At 59.8% G+C, this 15036-nt stretch carries 14 protein-coding genes and 1 pseudogene; 9 read left to right on the forward strand and 6 right to left on the reverse strand.

Annotated elements, in window-relative coordinates; all coding sequences use genetic code 11:
* The first annotated feature begins 488 nt into the window (after positions 1-488).
* Complete coding sequence (locus OKW38_RS30465) at positions 489-2471, forward strand: phosphatase PAP2 family protein (protein WP_429364593.1); 1983 nt, start codon at positions 489-491, stop codon at positions 2469-2471.
* Between the two features lie 90 nt (positions 2472-2561).
* Here OKW38_RS30465 and OKW38_RS30470 read toward each other — a convergent pair whose 3' ends face one another.
* The 3 genes from OKW38_RS30470 to OKW38_RS30480 all read right to left on the reverse strand — a co-directional run bounded on the left by OKW38_RS30470 (position 2562) and on the right by OKW38_RS30480 (position 6195).
* Positions 2562-3437 (reverse strand): alpha/beta fold hydrolase, encoded by an 876-nt coding sequence (locus OKW38_RS30470; RefSeq protein ID WP_429333277.1) that lies wholly within the window; start codon positions 3435-3437, stop codon positions 2562-2564.
* A gap of 767 nt (positions 3438-4204) precedes the next feature.
* Positions 4205-5170: a sterol desaturase family protein gene (locus OKW38_RS30475; RefSeq protein ID WP_429364595.1), complete on the reverse strand. Its 966-nt coding sequence runs from the start codon at positions 5168-5170 to the stop codon at positions 4205-4207.
* An 8-nt stretch (positions 5171-5178) separates the two neighbouring features.
* The gene (locus OKW38_RS30480; RefSeq protein ID WP_262419888.1) at positions 5179-6195 is read right to left on the reverse strand and encodes a YncE family protein; all 1017 of its coding nucleotides are present in this window, start codon (positions 6193-6195) and stop codon (positions 5179-5181) included.
* A 317-nt stretch (positions 6196-6512) separates the two neighbouring features.
* On the opposite strand from OKW38_RS30480, the gene OKW38_RS30485 reads away from it, so the two are divergent.
* On the forward strand, positions 6513-7823 hold the full coding sequence (locus OKW38_RS30485) for an Nramp family divalent metal transporter (protein ID WP_090807811.1): 1311 nt from the start codon (positions 6513-6515) through the stop codon (positions 7821-7823).
* Between the two features lie 377 nt (positions 7824-8200).
* On the opposite strand, the pseudogene OKW38_RS30490 reads toward OKW38_RS30485, so the two are convergent.
* Positions 8201-8835, reverse strand: a pseudogene (locus OKW38_RS30490) (alkene reductase); the annotation flags it as partial.
* 48 nt (positions 8836-8883) lie between these two features.
* Between OKW38_RS30490 and OKW38_RS30495 the strand changes: the two are divergent.
* The 6 genes from OKW38_RS30495 to OKW38_RS30520 all read left to right on the forward strand — a co-directional run bounded on the left by OKW38_RS30495 (position 8884) and on the right by OKW38_RS30520 (position 12050).
* Positions 8884-9285, forward strand: coding sequence for a hypothetical protein (locus OKW38_RS30495; RefSeq protein ID WP_429333273.1), 402 nt, complete (start codon positions 8884-8886; stop codon positions 9283-9285).
* Between the two features lie 207 nt (positions 9286-9492).
* Positions 9493-9852, forward strand: a complete 360-nt coding sequence (locus OKW38_RS30500; RefSeq protein ID WP_429364597.1) for a hypothetical protein — start codon at positions 9493-9495, stop codon at positions 9850-9852.
* Complete coding sequence (locus OKW38_RS30505) at positions 9852-10355, forward strand: DUF4123 domain-containing protein (RefSeq protein WP_429364598.1); 504 nt, start codon at positions 9852-9854, stop codon at positions 10353-10355. The genes OKW38_RS30500 and OKW38_RS30505 overlap by 1 nt, the downstream gene beginning before the upstream one ends.
* Positions 10342-10686, forward strand: a complete 345-nt coding sequence (locus OKW38_RS30510) for a hypothetical protein (RefSeq protein ID WP_429364600.1) — start codon at positions 10342-10344, stop codon at positions 10684-10686. Before OKW38_RS30505 ends, OKW38_RS30510 begins: the two co-directional genes overlap by 14 nt.
* Positions 10686-11306 (forward strand): restriction endonuclease fold toxin 5 domain-containing protein, encoded by a 621-nt coding sequence (locus OKW38_RS30515; protein ID WP_429333271.1) that lies wholly within the window; start codon positions 10686-10688, stop codon positions 11304-11306. The genes OKW38_RS30510 and OKW38_RS30515 overlap by 1 nt, the downstream gene beginning before the upstream one ends.
* A 9-nt stretch (positions 11307-11315) precedes the next feature.
* The gene (locus tag OKW38_RS30520; RefSeq protein ID WP_429364602.1) at positions 11316-12050 is read left to right on the forward strand and encodes an immunity 52 family protein; all 735 of its coding nucleotides are present in this window, start codon (positions 11316-11318) and stop codon (positions 12048-12050) included.
* Between the two features lie 74 nt (positions 12051-12124).
* Here OKW38_RS30520 and OKW38_RS30525 read toward each other — a convergent pair whose 3' ends face one another.
* Positions 12125-12436 (reverse strand): hypothetical protein, encoded by a 312-nt coding sequence (locus OKW38_RS30525; RefSeq protein ID WP_429364604.1) that lies wholly within the window; start codon positions 12434-12436, stop codon positions 12125-12127.
* Between the two features lie 448 nt (positions 12437-12884).
* Positions 12885-14216, reverse strand: a complete 1332-nt coding sequence (locus OKW38_RS30530; protein ID WP_429364605.1) for a PLP-dependent aminotransferase family protein — start codon at positions 14214-14216, stop codon at positions 12885-12887.
* Positions 14217-14306: 90 nt separating this feature from the next.
* Between OKW38_RS30530 and OKW38_RS30535 the strand changes: the two genes are divergently transcribed.
* A complete protein-coding gene (locus OKW38_RS30535) occupies positions 14307-14903 on the forward strand; it encodes a DJ-1/PfpI family protein (RefSeq protein WP_429333267.1) in 597 nt (198 codons plus the stop codon).
* Positions 14904-15036: the final 133 nt, after the last annotated feature.

Here is a 15036-nt window from a genome sequence, read left to right on the forward strand (position 1 = left end):
ACGAGCGCGTTTCGATACTTCCACACGCCTAACTTCCGGTTCTCATGCGGACGTCGCGCGTCCGATCCAACGTCGATATGAAAAAGCTAGTGCGCTCGATTGACTTCATTCTGTTGACCGCCGCGTCGGTGGGCCTCGTCATGTTTGTCGTCTGGCGAGTGGCGACGGTAAAGGGGTGGTTTTAGGCTCACGCGAAACGGTGTCCGTTAAAGGATCGCCCTGTGGTTGGCGTTCCGAATCGACATTGCACCAATACCTCGCGGAATGAAACCTTTCGCATGCTTCGCGAATGTGGATGAGCCGCAATCAAATACTAAGGAGTTCTGCGTTCACACGTCTGCGAAGCATGTGCAGCTTCCACCATCAGGTCTTCCGGGATACCTGCGAATCGCGCCACGATATCCGATACCGCGTAATCAGTCGAAACAATGCCGTCATAATTCATCCGCACAATCCGACGCCACCAACAACCACAAGAAAGTCTCGTGATGCCTCATTTTCGCGTCCCTCTCCCGCTGCGCCTCACGGTGCTCGCAAGCGTGGCGGTACTAGCCGCGTGCGGTGGTAGCAATGATTTTTCTACGCCGAGCGCCTCGAACACTTCGACGACGACGGCGACGGCCACGATCCCGGCGCCCCCTGCCGACCCCGGTTTTGTCGACAACGCCGCAATCCCCGACGTGCCCGCGTTCGTCGACACGATTGCGACTAACCAGCGCGGCGATGCGCGATATGCGACGCTCGCCACGAATGCGGGCGTGCGTGTCGTCTCGCGATTCCTCGACATCTGGCAACCGTTGACCGAGATCGTCGATGCGGGCGTCTCCGCGCCCGCCAATGGTTCCTTTCCGGCTGTCGTGCAGTCCACGTGGACAGGACTACCCAATGACGGTACGCCGGGTGGGGCTGTCGTGAACAGTGCCGTCCATGCCGCAAACATTCAATTCGTGGTCACCGAGACGACCAACCGGACTCAGGCACAGGCCGACGCAGCCTACTACGACGACCGGCGCGGCAAAGGTTATAGCGTGACCGATGGCATGGGACCGCTCACCAATGCGTGGCGCGCGGCGGCGCAGCAGGTAACGACCATCACGTCGATTCCGGCGGATGCGACGATCGTTCTGTACAACGACAACGGCAACAACATCGGCGTCGGCAGCAGTGGCGGCAACACCAGTTTCGGCCAGGTTGTCGACCTGCTCAACATCATGGGCAACAACGCGTCCACCGAGCCGGCCAAGCGCTTCTACAAATACGCCCGGCCATACCGCTGGAGCACGAGTGTCGTGGTAGATCCGACTCTGGTGCCTGCCGAGAGCACCACGCCTTCGACCGATGGCGGATTTATCAGCGGTCACGAGGCGGAGGCCATGCGCGACGCGATGACGATGGCCTACGTGCTGCCGGAGCGGTTCCAGGAGATGGCGAGCCGCGGCCTCGAACTTGGCGAAAACCGCATTTTCGCCGGTATGCACTCGCCGCTCGACGTCATTGCTGGTCGAATGTTTGCACTTGCGGCGACTGCTGCGAATCTTTCCGATCCGAGCAACGCCACCTTGAAGAGCGCCGCATTTAGCCAGGCGCACGCGGCCCTGATGCAGTCGACGAATACCAATTCGACGAGCTTCGCCGTTTTCGCCCACTCCGGCACGGCAGCGACGGACCGCTTCGCCGACTACGCGACGAACAAAGCGGACTTCACTCGCCGTATGACGTTCGGCTTTGCTCCGATCGAATCGACCAATGCGCCTCCCGTTGTGCCGAAGGGTGCGGAGGTGTTACTGGAGACGCGCTTTCCGTATCTGAGCGCTGAGCAGCGCCGCGTGGTGCTCAAAACGACCGAGCTTCCTTCCGGCTATCCGGTCATGGACGATGCGGAAGGGTGGGGCCGCCTCAACATGTTTGCAGCCGGGGACGGATATGGTGCGTTCCATGGCAGCGTCATCGTTTCGATGGATGCGTCCCAGGGCGGATTCAACGCGTCGGATTTGTGGCGCAACGACATTGCCGGCGCAGGGAAGTTGACGCTGCAGGGTAGCGGAACCTTGAAGCTCGGCGGCAACAACACCTGGTCGGGCGGCTCCCAGGTAAGTGGCGGCGTGCTCGAGGCCGATTCTCCGAATGCGTTCGGCACGGGCGACGTGTATGTGGGTGCGGGTGGCATCACCATCGCGGCGGCGTCGCCCGTGTCCATCGTCGGCAAGTACACGCAGCTCGCCGGCACGACACTCGAACTCGACGTTGACGGTAAAGGCGCCGGCCAACTGCACGTTGGTAATCAGCTAACCATCGACGGCGGCACGCTACACGTGAAGTTCGTGAGCGGCTATGCGCCCAAGGTCGGCGACACCATCGATCTGATCGATGGCAACGGGGCGACGAAGCGGTTCACGACGATCACGGTCGACGGCCACAAGGCGACGCCGGTCTACTCGTCGACCGGCGTGTCGGTGCACATCGATTCGTAATCGGGCCATATTGGCGTGGCTATGCGACGCCCGGATAACCCGCTGTCTGTAATGCGGAGCGTCCGGCTATGCCCGTCTGTCGTTGATCGTCTAAAGCGGCGATTCCTTCGTCAAAAACCGCCTGATGGCAATGGAGACGATTTCTGGAAACTCTTCGTGAATCGCGAGCTTGCCCTTCATGACCCATTCAACCTGAACATTTGGCAATTGTCCTAACGCCTCCATTTCGACACGCGATTTCGGCGGCGTCTGATCGCCGTAGATCACGAGGATCGGAATGTTGGCTCGGCGCGCAAGATCAAGGAACGCCGCACGGTTGGCGACCCGGTCTAGCGCACCGGTCACAAAGCGTACCGAACTGTGCCGGGCTCCGGGTGCACGGGTGACGGCGAGTTTGGCCGCGAGACGATCGCCGCCAAGCCAGTCAGGATCGCTGTAAACGTGTTCTCTCGCCATCATGGTGATGACGTGGCGGCTGACGTTGAGCCGGTAGAGAAGCGGGCCAGCGAGGGGGTGATCAATGGCAGAGCGCACACGGGAGAACCAGGCCCGGTGGCCACCCATCATCGTCGGCAACGGGCCGCGCCACGTCGGTGCGATGAGGACCAGGCGATCAACCGTATCTGAGCGCAAGACGGCCTGGTAAAGCGCATAGGTGGCTGCATGTCCGGCCGCCACAATGGCGTGCGGTGGTGCCACGATGTCGCTTAGAAACCAGTTAAGAAACTCCGAGAGAAGCTCCGGCGACCATTCTTCCTTTGGCCGCGCCTGATCGCCGAACCCCGGCCAATCAACCGTCGTCACATGAAACTGAGGCGCGAGCAAGTCGAGCAGCGGGCGCATCTCCAGGCGCGTGGAAATCGTACTCAGGGCCGGCAGGAGGACGACCGAAGCGCCGCTACCGGCCTCATCCACGTCCAGCGCGAACTCTCCACTGTCCCACCGGCAGCGTATCGTCTTCGTCATTGCCTTTCCAATTTGACCTTCATACGAATCACGCGGTAGAGATTGATGACCAGTTTAATTAGAGGACGGTCTCCGGCCATGTATGGATGCGTTTTTCGTGCTGTAGAGTTCTACGGCTGCCTTGTGCCTCCGGCGATCGCGCCTGAACACCAGGGAAAGGAAGTCGAAGCGTCGGGCTGCCAGCCGCGAGGGCGCTGCTCTGTAGCTCCAGACGCCCGACGTTTGCATCGCGGCACTGCCTGGAAATCAAATGCGCCACGCCTGTCTTTGACGTTTAGCCATCGGAGACGCGTCGTAGCAGATACACGACAATCACTGCGGAACCGCTGACAAAGATTGCCAGCCCGATCGCTTTACGCGCGAGCGTGCGAACGCGCGCGCGGAGCGTGTAACGCACAAACCAGGAACTGGTTCTGCGCAACATCATTCACTCCATGGGCGCCTTGACGGGCGCGTCGCGTCGGGGAGAGACAGCCCCCTATGTTGCCGGAGCGCAGGCCGTATCGCGACGTGTATGTGCCCTGATCTTTGCTTGACGGTCTTTACCACTTCGATCTCTTTGAACTGAGGATAGCGGGATAGAGCGGGTAGATGCCGGTATGCGGGCATTCTGAAACCGGCAACTGCAATTATCGCACCTCAGGTTCAAAGGCACAGAGCAGATGTTTTACGGTCTGCTGACAGGTTCTTTGCACCAGCCGGTCCAGACCAAATCCAGGCGCACATGAACCGGCCCGTTTGGGCATTGGCGCAATGCAGGGATGTTCTCAGGAGGGACTGCGGCGAGCCTTTGCCGGTTGCCGCCACTGTTCAAGGAAAAACTGCAAGCCGCCCAGTTGCTGTGCGATGTAGCCGCCCGTGGCCATCGATTCCGGTGCGCGCCGGTCGCCTGTAGGCGGGTACTCGGCGGAGAAGTCCGCTGTACCAAACAGGACGTCCCAGATCGGGAACACGGCGCCGTAGTTACAGGAATTGCGGCCGGCCGCGCGCAGGCCATGATGCAACCGGTGAAAGCGTGGCGAGACGATCAACCGGTCCCCGAGCCAGCCGAACGAAAGCTTGATATTGGCGTGGCTCAGGCTTTCGATGAAGCGCATGAACAGGAACAGCAGCGGAAACTGCAGCGGCGGAATACCGATCGCGAGGCCGACGATGCCGAACCAGATTGCGGCGACCAGGTCGTCAAGCAGATGGTTGCGGTCGTCCGACCAGAAACTCATCTGCCGCTGCGCATGATGCAACGCATGCAGTGCGTACCAGCTACGGTATGAGTGCGACAGGCGGTGACGCCAGTAATCGGCACAGTCCAGAATCAGCGCGTACGCGATGAAGGTAATGACCGGATGTCCGAGAAGCGGCGGTATCAACGTCTCAAGCGTTGGCGGTATGTAGCCGTGATCGACCACGAAGCCGTTCACCCACACCTGCACCTGGTAGAACAGCAGGAAACTGACGACAGGCAACACCCCCACGCGGTTGAGGATCGTATAGAACGCGTCGGTTACGACGGCTTTGCGGTCATCCCAGCGTTCGATCGGAAAGAGTGCTTCGAGCGGCCAGCAAACCGCATACGTGACGATAACCGCGAAGAGGCCATAGACGCAGATCAGCGCCCAGTCGAAGGAAAGCTCTTCCCATTGCATCCAGCCGAAGTGATACAGCAACGGCAGAACGAGATACTGGTCGATTTCACCGGCCAGCATATTGAAGAATCTGTCGAGAAATATCAGCATGATGGACGTTAGAGCGTTTCGGCGGTGACGAGACCTGGGCGGCTCATTTCGGTGGTGAGGAAGATGCCGTGCGGCGAGCGTCCGACATTAATGGTCTCATAGTTACCGCTGGCTGGATCGAGTACGGCGACCTGCTCCCGGAAACGCAGCGTCACCCATAGCTTGCCGTCGGGGCCAACAGCAATATCATCTGGCCCCGCAGCGTGGAACGGATAGGTACGACGAAGCTCGAGGGTGGTTGGATCGAGCGCCACCAGCGAGCCGCCGATCCGGTTGCTCACGTAGAGCGTCGCACCGTCGGGCGTAAGAAAGACATTGTGCGGGCCGACGCCGGTTTTCACCCGCCGCAGCACGTTACCCGTCACTGGATCGACTTCCGCCACATGGTCGCTGCCCATCACGCAGACCAGTACCTTGCCGTTGTGCCAGAGCACGCCGGCGGGGGTCGATCCGACGTTCGACTTCCAGCGGATCGTCAGGTTCGTCAGGTCGAATGAAACGAGCGTGCCGGACTGCTGCATCGAGTTGAAGCTCCAGCGCGAGTCCGGCGAGAAGTCGAGGTGGCTCGGCATGCCGCCGGGCGAGAAGCGCTTGACGAGCGTCAGGTCGTCGGGGCGGTAGATGTCGACATAGTTGAGCCGCAGTGCATTGACGACGAGGTAGCGGAAATCCGGCGTGAAGCCAAGCTGGTACGGATCGGCGATCACCTTATGGCCAAGCGCCAAACCGGTGTGCGGGTCGACAATGAACAGTGCATTGCCGCTGGCGTCGGCAATATAGAGCTTGCTTCTGTCGCGCGAAAGCGCCCAGTGACTGGGTTCGCGCAACGTCGGCAATGTCCGGACGATCTTGTGCGACGCCATGTCGATGACCGAAACGCTGGCTTCGCCGGAATTCATTACGATAGCGAGATTGGGGGGCGCCGCGCTGGCGATACCTGAACGAAGGGCGAGGAAAGGCGACAGGCCGAGACTCAGGGGAATGGCCAGACTACGGCCAAGTACTTCGCGACGTGAAAGCTTCATGGAGGGCATGCATGAGAGAATTAACCACTCATTCTGCTGGATGGATTCACCGTCACGCAAGGACGAATTGCGAATGGCGCTGATATGGAGCGATGCTCAAGCGCTTCCTGTCAGTTGCCTAACAAATTTCGGGCGAAGCTGACGATGCGCATGCGATTTCGCCGTATTTGACCGAGCTTCCCGCGGCCCCGGGCGCGCTTTGCGCAGCACCCGCCCCGATCATCCGCGGAGTTTGGCCGTTGTATATTGCCATCACGCGCTAAAGAACCTGGAGTAATAGCAGTGCCACGTACGTCCAGAGAAGTCGGGAAGTGTCCATGAACAGCACTGCCGGCAAAAATACGCTCACAGATCGCACGACTGTTGCGATTCGCGATGTGCTGGCCGGCAAACGACGCGGCTTGCGCTCTGCGCTGCTGTTCGCCGGACCCGCAGTGATTGCCTCGATCGCCTACATGGACCCAGGCAATTTCGCGACCAACATCCAGGCCGGTTCCCAGTTTGGGTACACGCTGCTGTGGGTGGTACTGATGGCCAACGTGATAGCCATGCTGTTCCAGGCGCTCTCTGCCAAACTCGGCATCGTGACGGGCCGTAATCTGGCGGAAATGTGTCGCGAGCAACTGCCGCGCAAGGCCGTCTTCGTCATGTGGTGTGTCAGCGAAGTGGCTGCGATGGCAACCGACCTGGCCGAATTCCTCGGTGGCGCAATCGGCCTCGCGTTGCTGTTCAAAATGCCGTTGATGGCCGGCATGGCGGTGACCGCGGTGGTGACATACGGCATCCTCGTGTTTGAAAAAGGTGGCTACCGGCCAATGGAGATCATCATCGGCGGGCTCGTTGCTGTGATCGGTCTGTGTTACCTGGTCGAATTGTTCATTGCGCCCGTCGCATGGGGACAGGCCGGATTGCACTCGATCTTGCCCTCAATGCCGAACCGGGAAGCGCTGACCGTTTCGGTCGGTATCGTGGGCGCCACCGTGATGCCACATGCGATCTATCTCCATTCCGGGCTGACTCAGGGCCGGACTCCGGCGAGCGACGCGAGCGAGCACCGCGCGCTGCTGCGTTTCTCGAACCGGGAAGTCATCGTTGCGCTTTTCTTCGCAGGTCTCGTCAACATGGCTATGGTAATCATGGCCAGCGCGGCATTCCATGCCGGCCACCGCGACGTCGCGGAAATCGAAACTGCTTACCATACGCTCACGCCGTTGCTCGGTGCGGGCGCGGCGGCGGTTTTCCTGATTTCGCTCATCAGCTCGGGTATCTCCAGCTCCGTTGTCGGCACCATGGCTGGCCAGATGATCATGCAGGGCTTCGTCGGTTTCCGGATTCCCGTCTGGGTGCGACGTCTGGTGACCATGGTGCCGGCGTTCGTGGTGGTCGGCCTCGGCGTGAATGCCACCCAGGCGCTGGTGATCAGTCAGGTCGTTCTTTCGTTTGCGTTGCCGATCCCGATGGTGGCGCTGGTGCTCTTCACCCGCCGCAAAGACATCATGGGCGAGTTCGTCAATAGACGGCTAACGGACGTTGCAGCGATTGCCGCGACGGTCGTCATCCTCGCGCTGAATGCGGTGCTATTGCTTCAGTCGTTCGGCGTCAGCATTCCGGGCATGCCTGCAAGCTGATGCAGCCCACCCGGACTCTTTCGGGATGGGCCGCGCTCCCGGTGCGATGGACGGCGAAGTTTGTTCGCTAGCCATCGACTGACCGCTGGGGGACCAGAGCTCCTGCTCCAAAAACGGCTTGTCGATTCGTTCGCTTTCGTCTGTGATGCCGGTGCATGCATAGGGACGACCGCTGCTTCCATGTTCGCCTTGAGTTGTGAAACATACGGTAAGAACGGCGTTGACCCATGGGCACCTGGCTGGCTATGCGGATGAGGTCCGAGGCGGCATCTCCTGGTGCAAGCGTACGTCGACCTGGCGGGCTTCTCCGTTGTCTGGGCTGATCGTCCCAAAGAAAGCCTCGCCGGTGCGAGGCCCGGGGGTGGCTATTTGTACGGTCAGGCAAGCGCCGGGTAATCCGTGTACCCTTCTGCCCTTGGGTGATAGAACATCTCGGGCCGCGGCTCATTGAGCGATGCGTCCAATCTAAGTCGGCGCGGCAGGTCCGGGTTGGCGATGAACATCTGCCCGAAAGCAACCGCGTCGGCCTCGCCGACCGCAAGCAAACGTTCGGCGGTGTGCTTGGTCATCTTTTCGTTGGCGATATAGATGCCACCGAATGCTGCCTTCAGTGCGGGTCCGAGCCGGTCGTCTCCCAGCGCTTCACGCGCGCAGATGAAGGCAATGCGGCGTTTGCCGAGCTCGCCTGCGACATAGCCGAAGGTTGCCGCAGGTCCGAATCGCCCATCGACTTCACGTCACCGCGCGCAGACAGATGCACGCCGACCCGGTTGGCGCCCCATATGGCGACGCACGCGTCCGTGACTTCGAGCAGCAGTCTCGCACGGTTCTCGATCGACCCACCCTATGCGTCAGTGCGCTGATTGGTGGAGTCCTGCAGGAACTGGTCAAGCAGATAACCGTTGGCGCAGTGGACTTCCACGCCGTCGAACCCTGCCTTTCTGGCGTTTTCAGCGCCGTGCCGGTAGGCCGCAACCACGCCGGCGATCTCGTCGGTTTCCAGGGCGCGCGGGACCTCCCTATGTGTCCGGGCGATCTTTCACGATAACCGGGACCGCGCATGACCAAACCCACCAGGAAGCAGCAATCTCCCTCCCGTCCCTCCGTAGACGCTCTCCAGTATGAACGGCTCGCGCTGGCCGCCTTCCATCTTTGCGACCGGCAGGGGCGGCAACTCCGACATCTGATTACACTTGCGACCTCGATGTTCAGGAGTCCTGCTGTGACTGCCGAGGAAAGGCACGAACACCGGAACCTGCTGGAGGTGATGATCCAGCTCGGCGAGGACTACCACGCCGCCAACCGCTGCGATCAGGAACTGTTCACGGTGCTTGCACTCGACGCCAAGGGGCTTCCTAACCGCCAACTGACACCGCAGGACGCCGCAGCGATTCTCGCTGACGCTGCGCAGGGCGCGAACGGGAAACTGGCGGCTATGGACGCTTCGTGGACAAAGCACTAACCGGCGTCGATCACTTACGGAAAAAGCGGCTCAATGCCGCTTTTTTTGTTGGACGGTGAGATTGGAAAACTACACCTGAAAATGAGATAGACAGAGCAATTGTGAAGATCTGTCAAAACGGTTTTATCTCGAATTAAAGTCATTGACCGTGTCGCGTTTTGGATGGTTAATTCCTCGGGTGTGTTCTGGAAAATCAGCAGAGGTCAGATGGAACAACAGAAACAGGATGAAACCGGGGGCAAGGAAGAATGCCAGCTTTGCCGTATCACTTATTCAGTCTACTCAAACTTCCCGCCAATGCCGTCGGCAATGGCGCTGAATGCCGAAACCGGCGAATGGTTTCCGTTCGACACGCTGAAGTCGTATGCAACTGGTTACGAGATGGCCGAAGCCCTAGGTTACGCGTGGGCGTGCGATTGTCGCGGACGCTCCCCTAATACCGTGCAGAAAAAAGGCCCGTTATCGCGCTACGGCGCAACGCCCTGGCCGGTGCTTCCGCAGTCGTCCATCTGTCTCGAATGCATGATTCACGCTGCCGGACAAGGCGCGATGACCCTGGAGCGCTGATGATTCCCGCCTCTGTCAATGAACAGCTTCGACAGTATGGGGAACGGCACTACAGCGGCCACGTGCTGGCGCTAGTGGACGGTATCCAGTACCAGCAGCATACCGGCCAGCAACTCACGCCCGAAGACCACATGACGGTTTCGCTGTTCGCGGGCACGAACGACATGGCACTCGCACACGCGGGGCCGTGGCTGGTTGATCCGAGGACGGCGCGCGACCATCTTGCGGACTTGGGCGAACTCGAACAGGCCCGCCCTGGCGTGATCTGGCTGATTACCTCAGAAAGCCTGGAGAGGCAGGCCGCAAAGCTGCGCCCGCACCTGAATACCGGCATACCGAAAGGACGAGCCGCCCTGCTGCGCTTCTGGGACCCCAGGGTGCTGCATGCGCTCAATGCGGTATGCCACGGCAAGAGCGAGCGCGAGCTTTTCAGGGCTGCCGACGCGTGGCACTACCTCAACGAACGACAACGGCTCACCATCAACGACAATGGAATTTACTGAAGGGCAATGGGCGCTTCTGAAAGCCTATGAAGACCGTAACTATGTGGACTTTATCCGTGGTCATATCGTGTGCGATTATCCCGCGCTGGCCAATGATCCGACTTTGCGCGACCGGCTTAATGCGGCCTTCGCGCGAACAAAGTTACTCCGCTTCACGCATGACGTGCCGATAGTCGATTTCCTGTATGTGGAAGCAACGACGCCGGAGTTTTACAGCATTCCGGCGGTCATAGCATGGCTGTACAAATCAGGAGTTCCGGGTGAACAGCGATTCGAAATGTTGATGCAGGCAACGGGTAAAAGACAACAGGAAATGAAGGAGAAACGGTGATGGGTATTCCATTCCCGGCGACGCTGGCACGCGCAGCAAACGCAATGGTGCAAGCAATGCCTATGCCCGTTCCGGTCCCCACCGCCGCACCGTCTGCTGCTCCCGCAGGCAGCAGCGGTACTGGCGCGGGTGCAGACGGCGGATGGGACGAACTGCCGCGTGACCGGAGCCGCGAACGCGAAAGACCGTGCAAGTGCCCCCCGGAGAAAGGCGCACTGGTGCGAAAGAACCACAGCATGAACCCTGAGCCGCGACGCTACCAGGCGCGCATTACCGGCTTCGAGTATGCGATAACAACGGACGGAAAAGGCCGTGAGACCGCCGAAGGCTGGAATATGGAATGGGACTGGCTTGACATAGACTTTGATGGGTTTCAGCATTCCCAATGTCTCTTGCAGGAAGCCAAGGGAAATTACGATCAATTTTTCAAAGAAAATAAGGAATTGAAATTTCCGTTTAAAGGATTCACAAAAATGCAGGAGCAAATAGCAACTCAAGGAGAAGCTGTTCGCGCCAATCCGCCGAGCAGATTAATGTGGTACTTTGAGACACCGCAAACGCGAGCTTACATGATGAACACACTTCGCCAGTTTGGCGTGCCTTCGGTCCATCAACCGTGAGTGATTATCGTGAATTTACTTGAACAACATCGGGATCAAGCTGCCGCACCAAAAGGCGCATTCGAATTTCATCTTCAACGCATTAAAGCCATTGTCGACTTTATTGCAACCAAGGACGAAACCTTGGGTGGGAACTGGTATCTCGCAGGAGACACGCAACAAGATGCACTTCAATATGAGGTCTTCGCAAATGGAGCAGCGTCGAAGGCTGCTATAGATGTTTTGAAGGCAGAATATGGACATGGGAAAAAAATTGATCGACCGAAAGTCATAGGCATATGGAACGGAAGACAAACTGACGGCGCGACCGCCATCATGTCCTTAATGATCGACACGGGAGTTATTTCCAATAACATCGAATTGTCTCTGGATGAGAAAGCGAATGGTCTTTCGCGGCTAGGCAATTACAAATCCGTGGCCGAAGTTGTAGCCAAAGTGGCTGAGCTTTATCGCTCGCTGTATGTGACGTTCGGGCCGCGCGCTTATCAGGATCAACAGGTCTTTGATGCCCGCTTAGGCGTAAGCTGGATGCTCTACCTACCGCACGCTCTCGCGCCGGCCCAGGTGCCGGAAGCGCGCGACTTAATCCCTGTCATGCGCGATGGCAAGCAGCAAGGCACGATCATCGTCAGCGTGACGGATGAAGTCTTTGATGTGAACAACCTGGAGCACGTCAAGGCGGCTAACGATATCGAAATCCGCCTCGCCGATCAGGACCTGTTGCCGCGTTTCGTTGATCTCTGAGTTCGGCTCGCTATCCCCGCTTCGGCGAGGCCTTTTCCTGCGAAGAGGCCCGCTACCGCGCGGGCCTTTTGCCGTTACGCCTGATTCCAGCGATTGGGCCTCAGGGGCGATCCACCACGATGCCACTTGCGCCATTCTGTTGCGATTTTCTCCAGCAACTGCAACACCTCTTCGCGGTTGCCGGCTTTATCCGCCTGTTCCATAGCGGCCCGGTATTCATCAGGCGTCGGCTCGACACCGTCACAGCACCGGTTCACCACCACCGTAAGCGCATCCATCGGCGGGCCGACATACCGGGCACGCAACGATAACATCGCATCATGCGTGAGTTGGGTCAGATCGTCGGTCTGCAACACGGCGGCGCTGATTCTCAGCACGGGTTCCATCCACGCAAGCAATTCTGCCGAATGCTGCTTTCGCACTTCGAGCGAACGAAGATTGTCGTAGCAGCGCTTCCTGTTGTTATGGTCGAACGTGGCGGGCGCGAAACGATACGTGAACTCGGTTCGTGTCCATCCGAGGTACTCGACGCTTTACAACGCGATGCTATCCATCCAGGGTGGCTGCGGACGTGCGCGGGCGCTGCGCACCAGTCAGCACATTTCTCCCTTCCGTTTTGCACCGGTTTGTGCAGGAACGAAGCGGTCTTATGCTTGTGCTGGCAACTCGAAAGCGACGCATTCCGTGTCGAGGGTCGTTTCGTGCGATGTCGTCGGGAAAGGGTATGTCGCGGCGTTTTCTACGGTTGCATCGCAACAGAAAGTACGTCGTAGTGAGACGACAGGTCCTGGCCGGATAATCCTGGTGGACAGACCGCGCCCTCGCGCTTGCCGGTCAGTAGGTCTGTTCGGTAATAACCCGGGCCACTGTTTCCAGCGACCGGCGCAGCGTGGCCAGATCGACGGACCCAATCGCGAGGCGGATGGCGTGAGGTACATGCGTCGATGTCGCGAACGGCAGGGCCGTCGACACTGAAATGCGCTCACGCATCAGCGCCATCGCAATCGCGTCGGCGCGGACTTCCTGCGTCAGGGGCATCCAGATGAAGTACGACGCTGGATGGCTCATCGTCTTAAGCTTGCCGAGCGCTTCGGCGGCAAGGATTTGGCGCGTCTTCGCATCCCGCCGCTTCTCGTCTTCGAGCCGGGCCACCGTGCCGTTGTTTATCCAGTTGCAGGCGATTGCCGTCATGGTTGCGGGAGTGTTCCACGTCGTGGCCCGGATTACCCGTTCAAGCCTGGGAATCCATTCGCGTGGTGCGCAGACGAAACCGACGCGCAGACCTGTCGCGACACTCTTCGACAAGCTCGAGACATAGATCGTCGTCTCCGGAGCAATCGATGCCAACGGCGGCGGAGCATCTTCTGCGAGGTATGCGTAGGCCCCGTCCTCGATGAGGATCAGTCCATGCTGTCGAGCGATACTGACAAGCTCGCGGCGCCGCCGCGCGCTCATTACCCAGCCAAGAGGGTTGTGCAGCGTCGGCATTGCGTAGACGGCGCGTACGCGTCGTCGCTTGCATAGGGCCGTCAGCGCGTCCAGATCGGGGCCGCGCCCCGCGGCTGGGATCGGCACGAGTTCCAGTCGAACGGCCTCGGCGGCCAGCTTGAATCCCGGGTAAGTCAGCGCGTCGACGGCAACCACGTCGCCGGGTTCGAGCAGCGCCATAGTGGCCGTCGTCAGTCCGTGTTGCGCGCCGCTCACGAGCAACGTCGTTCCGGCTGTTGCTGCCAGACCTCGGTTCGCCAGGTGGCGTGCCGCAGTAGCGCGCTCGTGCTCGCGGCCACCGTGCGGCTGGTATCGAAGCAGCGACTCGAGGTCGCCGGCCGCCGCAAGCTGGCGCAGCGCTGCCCGAAGAAGGTCTGTCTGACCCGGTGCAGAGGGATAGTTGAAGCTCAGGTCGATCGTAATGGCGCTCCAGGCGTGCAAGTCAACGCCTTGGCCGCGAGGAAGTGGTTCCTTGACGAATGTGCCACGGCCAGCTTCGCCGCTCACCAGACCCATCGTATGAAGCTCGGCATAGACACGCGTCGCGGTGACCAGCGCCAGGCCCTCGCGAGCAGCCAGCTCGCGGTGCGTGGGCAGACGCGTCCCGGGGGGAAGGCGGCCGTCGCGGATGTCAGCCGCAAAGCGGTCAACCAATTGCTTGTAACGGGCCCCAGGCATGGCTCAATGTATCCATGACAATAATTTGATTGTATTGATTATCGGCCCTACCATGATCTTTCACAACCTCTCCATCTGCCCGAGGACGTCATGCACATCACCATTCTGACCTTTGAAGGCTTCAACGAACTCGACTCGCTAATCGCGCTGAATATCCTTAACCGGGTCAGAAAGCCGGGCTGGCAGGTATCGATTGCCAGCCCAGCGGCGAAGATCCGTTCGATGAACGGAGTGGTCCTGGAGGCGCAAGCGTCGCTGAAGGACGCTTGCGAGGCCGACGCGGTGCTGGTCGGCAGTGGAATACAGACACGTGGAGTGGCCGCCGATGCCGCGCTGATGTCGCAGTTGCGGCTCGATCCGACGCGCCAACTGCTGGGCGCGCAATGCTCGGGCACGCTGATACTCGCGAAACTGGGCCTGCTGGATGGCGTTCCGGCCTGCACGGATCTGACTACCAAACCGTGGGTCGAAAAGGCGGGCGTGCCGGTGCTCAATCAGCCGTTCGTGGCGAAGGGGAATGTCGCGACGGCAGGCGGGTGCCTGGCTTCGCAGTATCTGGCCGTGTGGGTGATCGCGCGTCTGGAGGGCGTCGAGGCTGCGCGCGCCGCGATGCAGCATGTCGCCCCGGTTGGCGAGAGGGAGATCTACGTGACGCGGGCGATGGCGAACATCGCGCCATTCATCTGACGCAAAACAGAGGCGCTTCGCACGTCCTTCAAAGCCGACATTGCTGGAGTCCGGTCTGTGGTCCTTCGCGATATTTTCTGTCGTAGCGACCGTTCTGCAATGGAGTGCGCTGCCGCATACCGGCCTGTTTCTT

Source organism: Paraburkholderia sp. MM5496-R1, assembly GCF_050436205.1.
GTDB lineage: Bacteria > Pseudomonadota > Gammaproteobacteria > Burkholderiales > Burkholderiaceae > Paraburkholderia > Paraburkholderia tuberum.

Excerpts from the sequence above, each read along its gene's own strand:
- OKW38_RS30465 (WP_429364593.1), top strand. The coding sequence starts at position 489 with ATGCCTCATTTTCGCGTCCCTCTCCCGCTGCGCCTCACGGTGCTCGCA.
- OKW38_RS30470 (WP_429333277.1), bottom strand. The coding sequence starts at position 3,437 with ATGACGAAGACGATACGCTGCCGGTGGGACAGTGGAGAGTTCGCGCTG.
- OKW38_RS30475 (WP_429364595.1), bottom strand. The coding sequence starts at position 5,170 with ATGCTGATATTTCTCGACAGATTCTTCAATATGCTGGCCGGTGAAATC.
- OKW38_RS30480 (WP_262419888.1), bottom strand. The coding sequence starts at position 6,195 with ATGAAGCTTTCACGTCGCGAAGTACTTGGCCGTAGTCTGGCCATTCCC.
- OKW38_RS30485 (WP_090807811.1), top strand. The coding sequence starts at position 6,513 with ATGAACAGCACTGCCGGCAAAAATACGCTCACAGATCGCACGACTGTT.
- OKW38_RS30495 (WP_429333273.1), top strand. The coding sequence starts at position 8,884 with ATGACCAAACCCACCAGGAAGCAGCAATCTCCCTCCCGTCCCTCCGTA.
- OKW38_RS30500 (WP_429364597.1), top strand. The coding sequence starts at position 9,493 with ATGGAACAACAGAAACAGGATGAAACCGGGGGCAAGGAAGAATGCCAG.
- OKW38_RS30505 (WP_429364598.1), top strand. The coding sequence starts at position 9,852 with ATGATTCCCGCCTCTGTCAATGAACAGCTTCGACAGTATGGGGAACGG.
- OKW38_RS30510 (WP_429364600.1), top strand. The coding sequence starts at position 10,342 with ATGGAATTTACTGAAGGGCAATGGGCGCTTCTGAAAGCCTATGAAGAC.
- OKW38_RS30515 (WP_429333271.1), top strand. The coding sequence starts at position 10,686 with ATGGGTATTCCATTCCCGGCGACGCTGGCACGCGCAGCAAACGCAATG.
- OKW38_RS30525 (WP_429364604.1), bottom strand. The coding sequence starts at position 12,436 with ATGGAACCCGTGCTGAGAATCAGCGCCGCCGTGTTGCAGACCGACGAT.
- OKW38_RS30530 (WP_429364605.1), bottom strand. The coding sequence starts at position 14,216 with ATGCCTGGGGCCCGTTACAAGCAATTGGTTGACCGCTTTGCGGCTGAC.
- OKW38_RS30535 (WP_429333267.1), top strand. The coding sequence starts at position 14,307 with ATGCACATCACCATTCTGACCTTTGAAGGCTTCAACGAACTCGACTCG.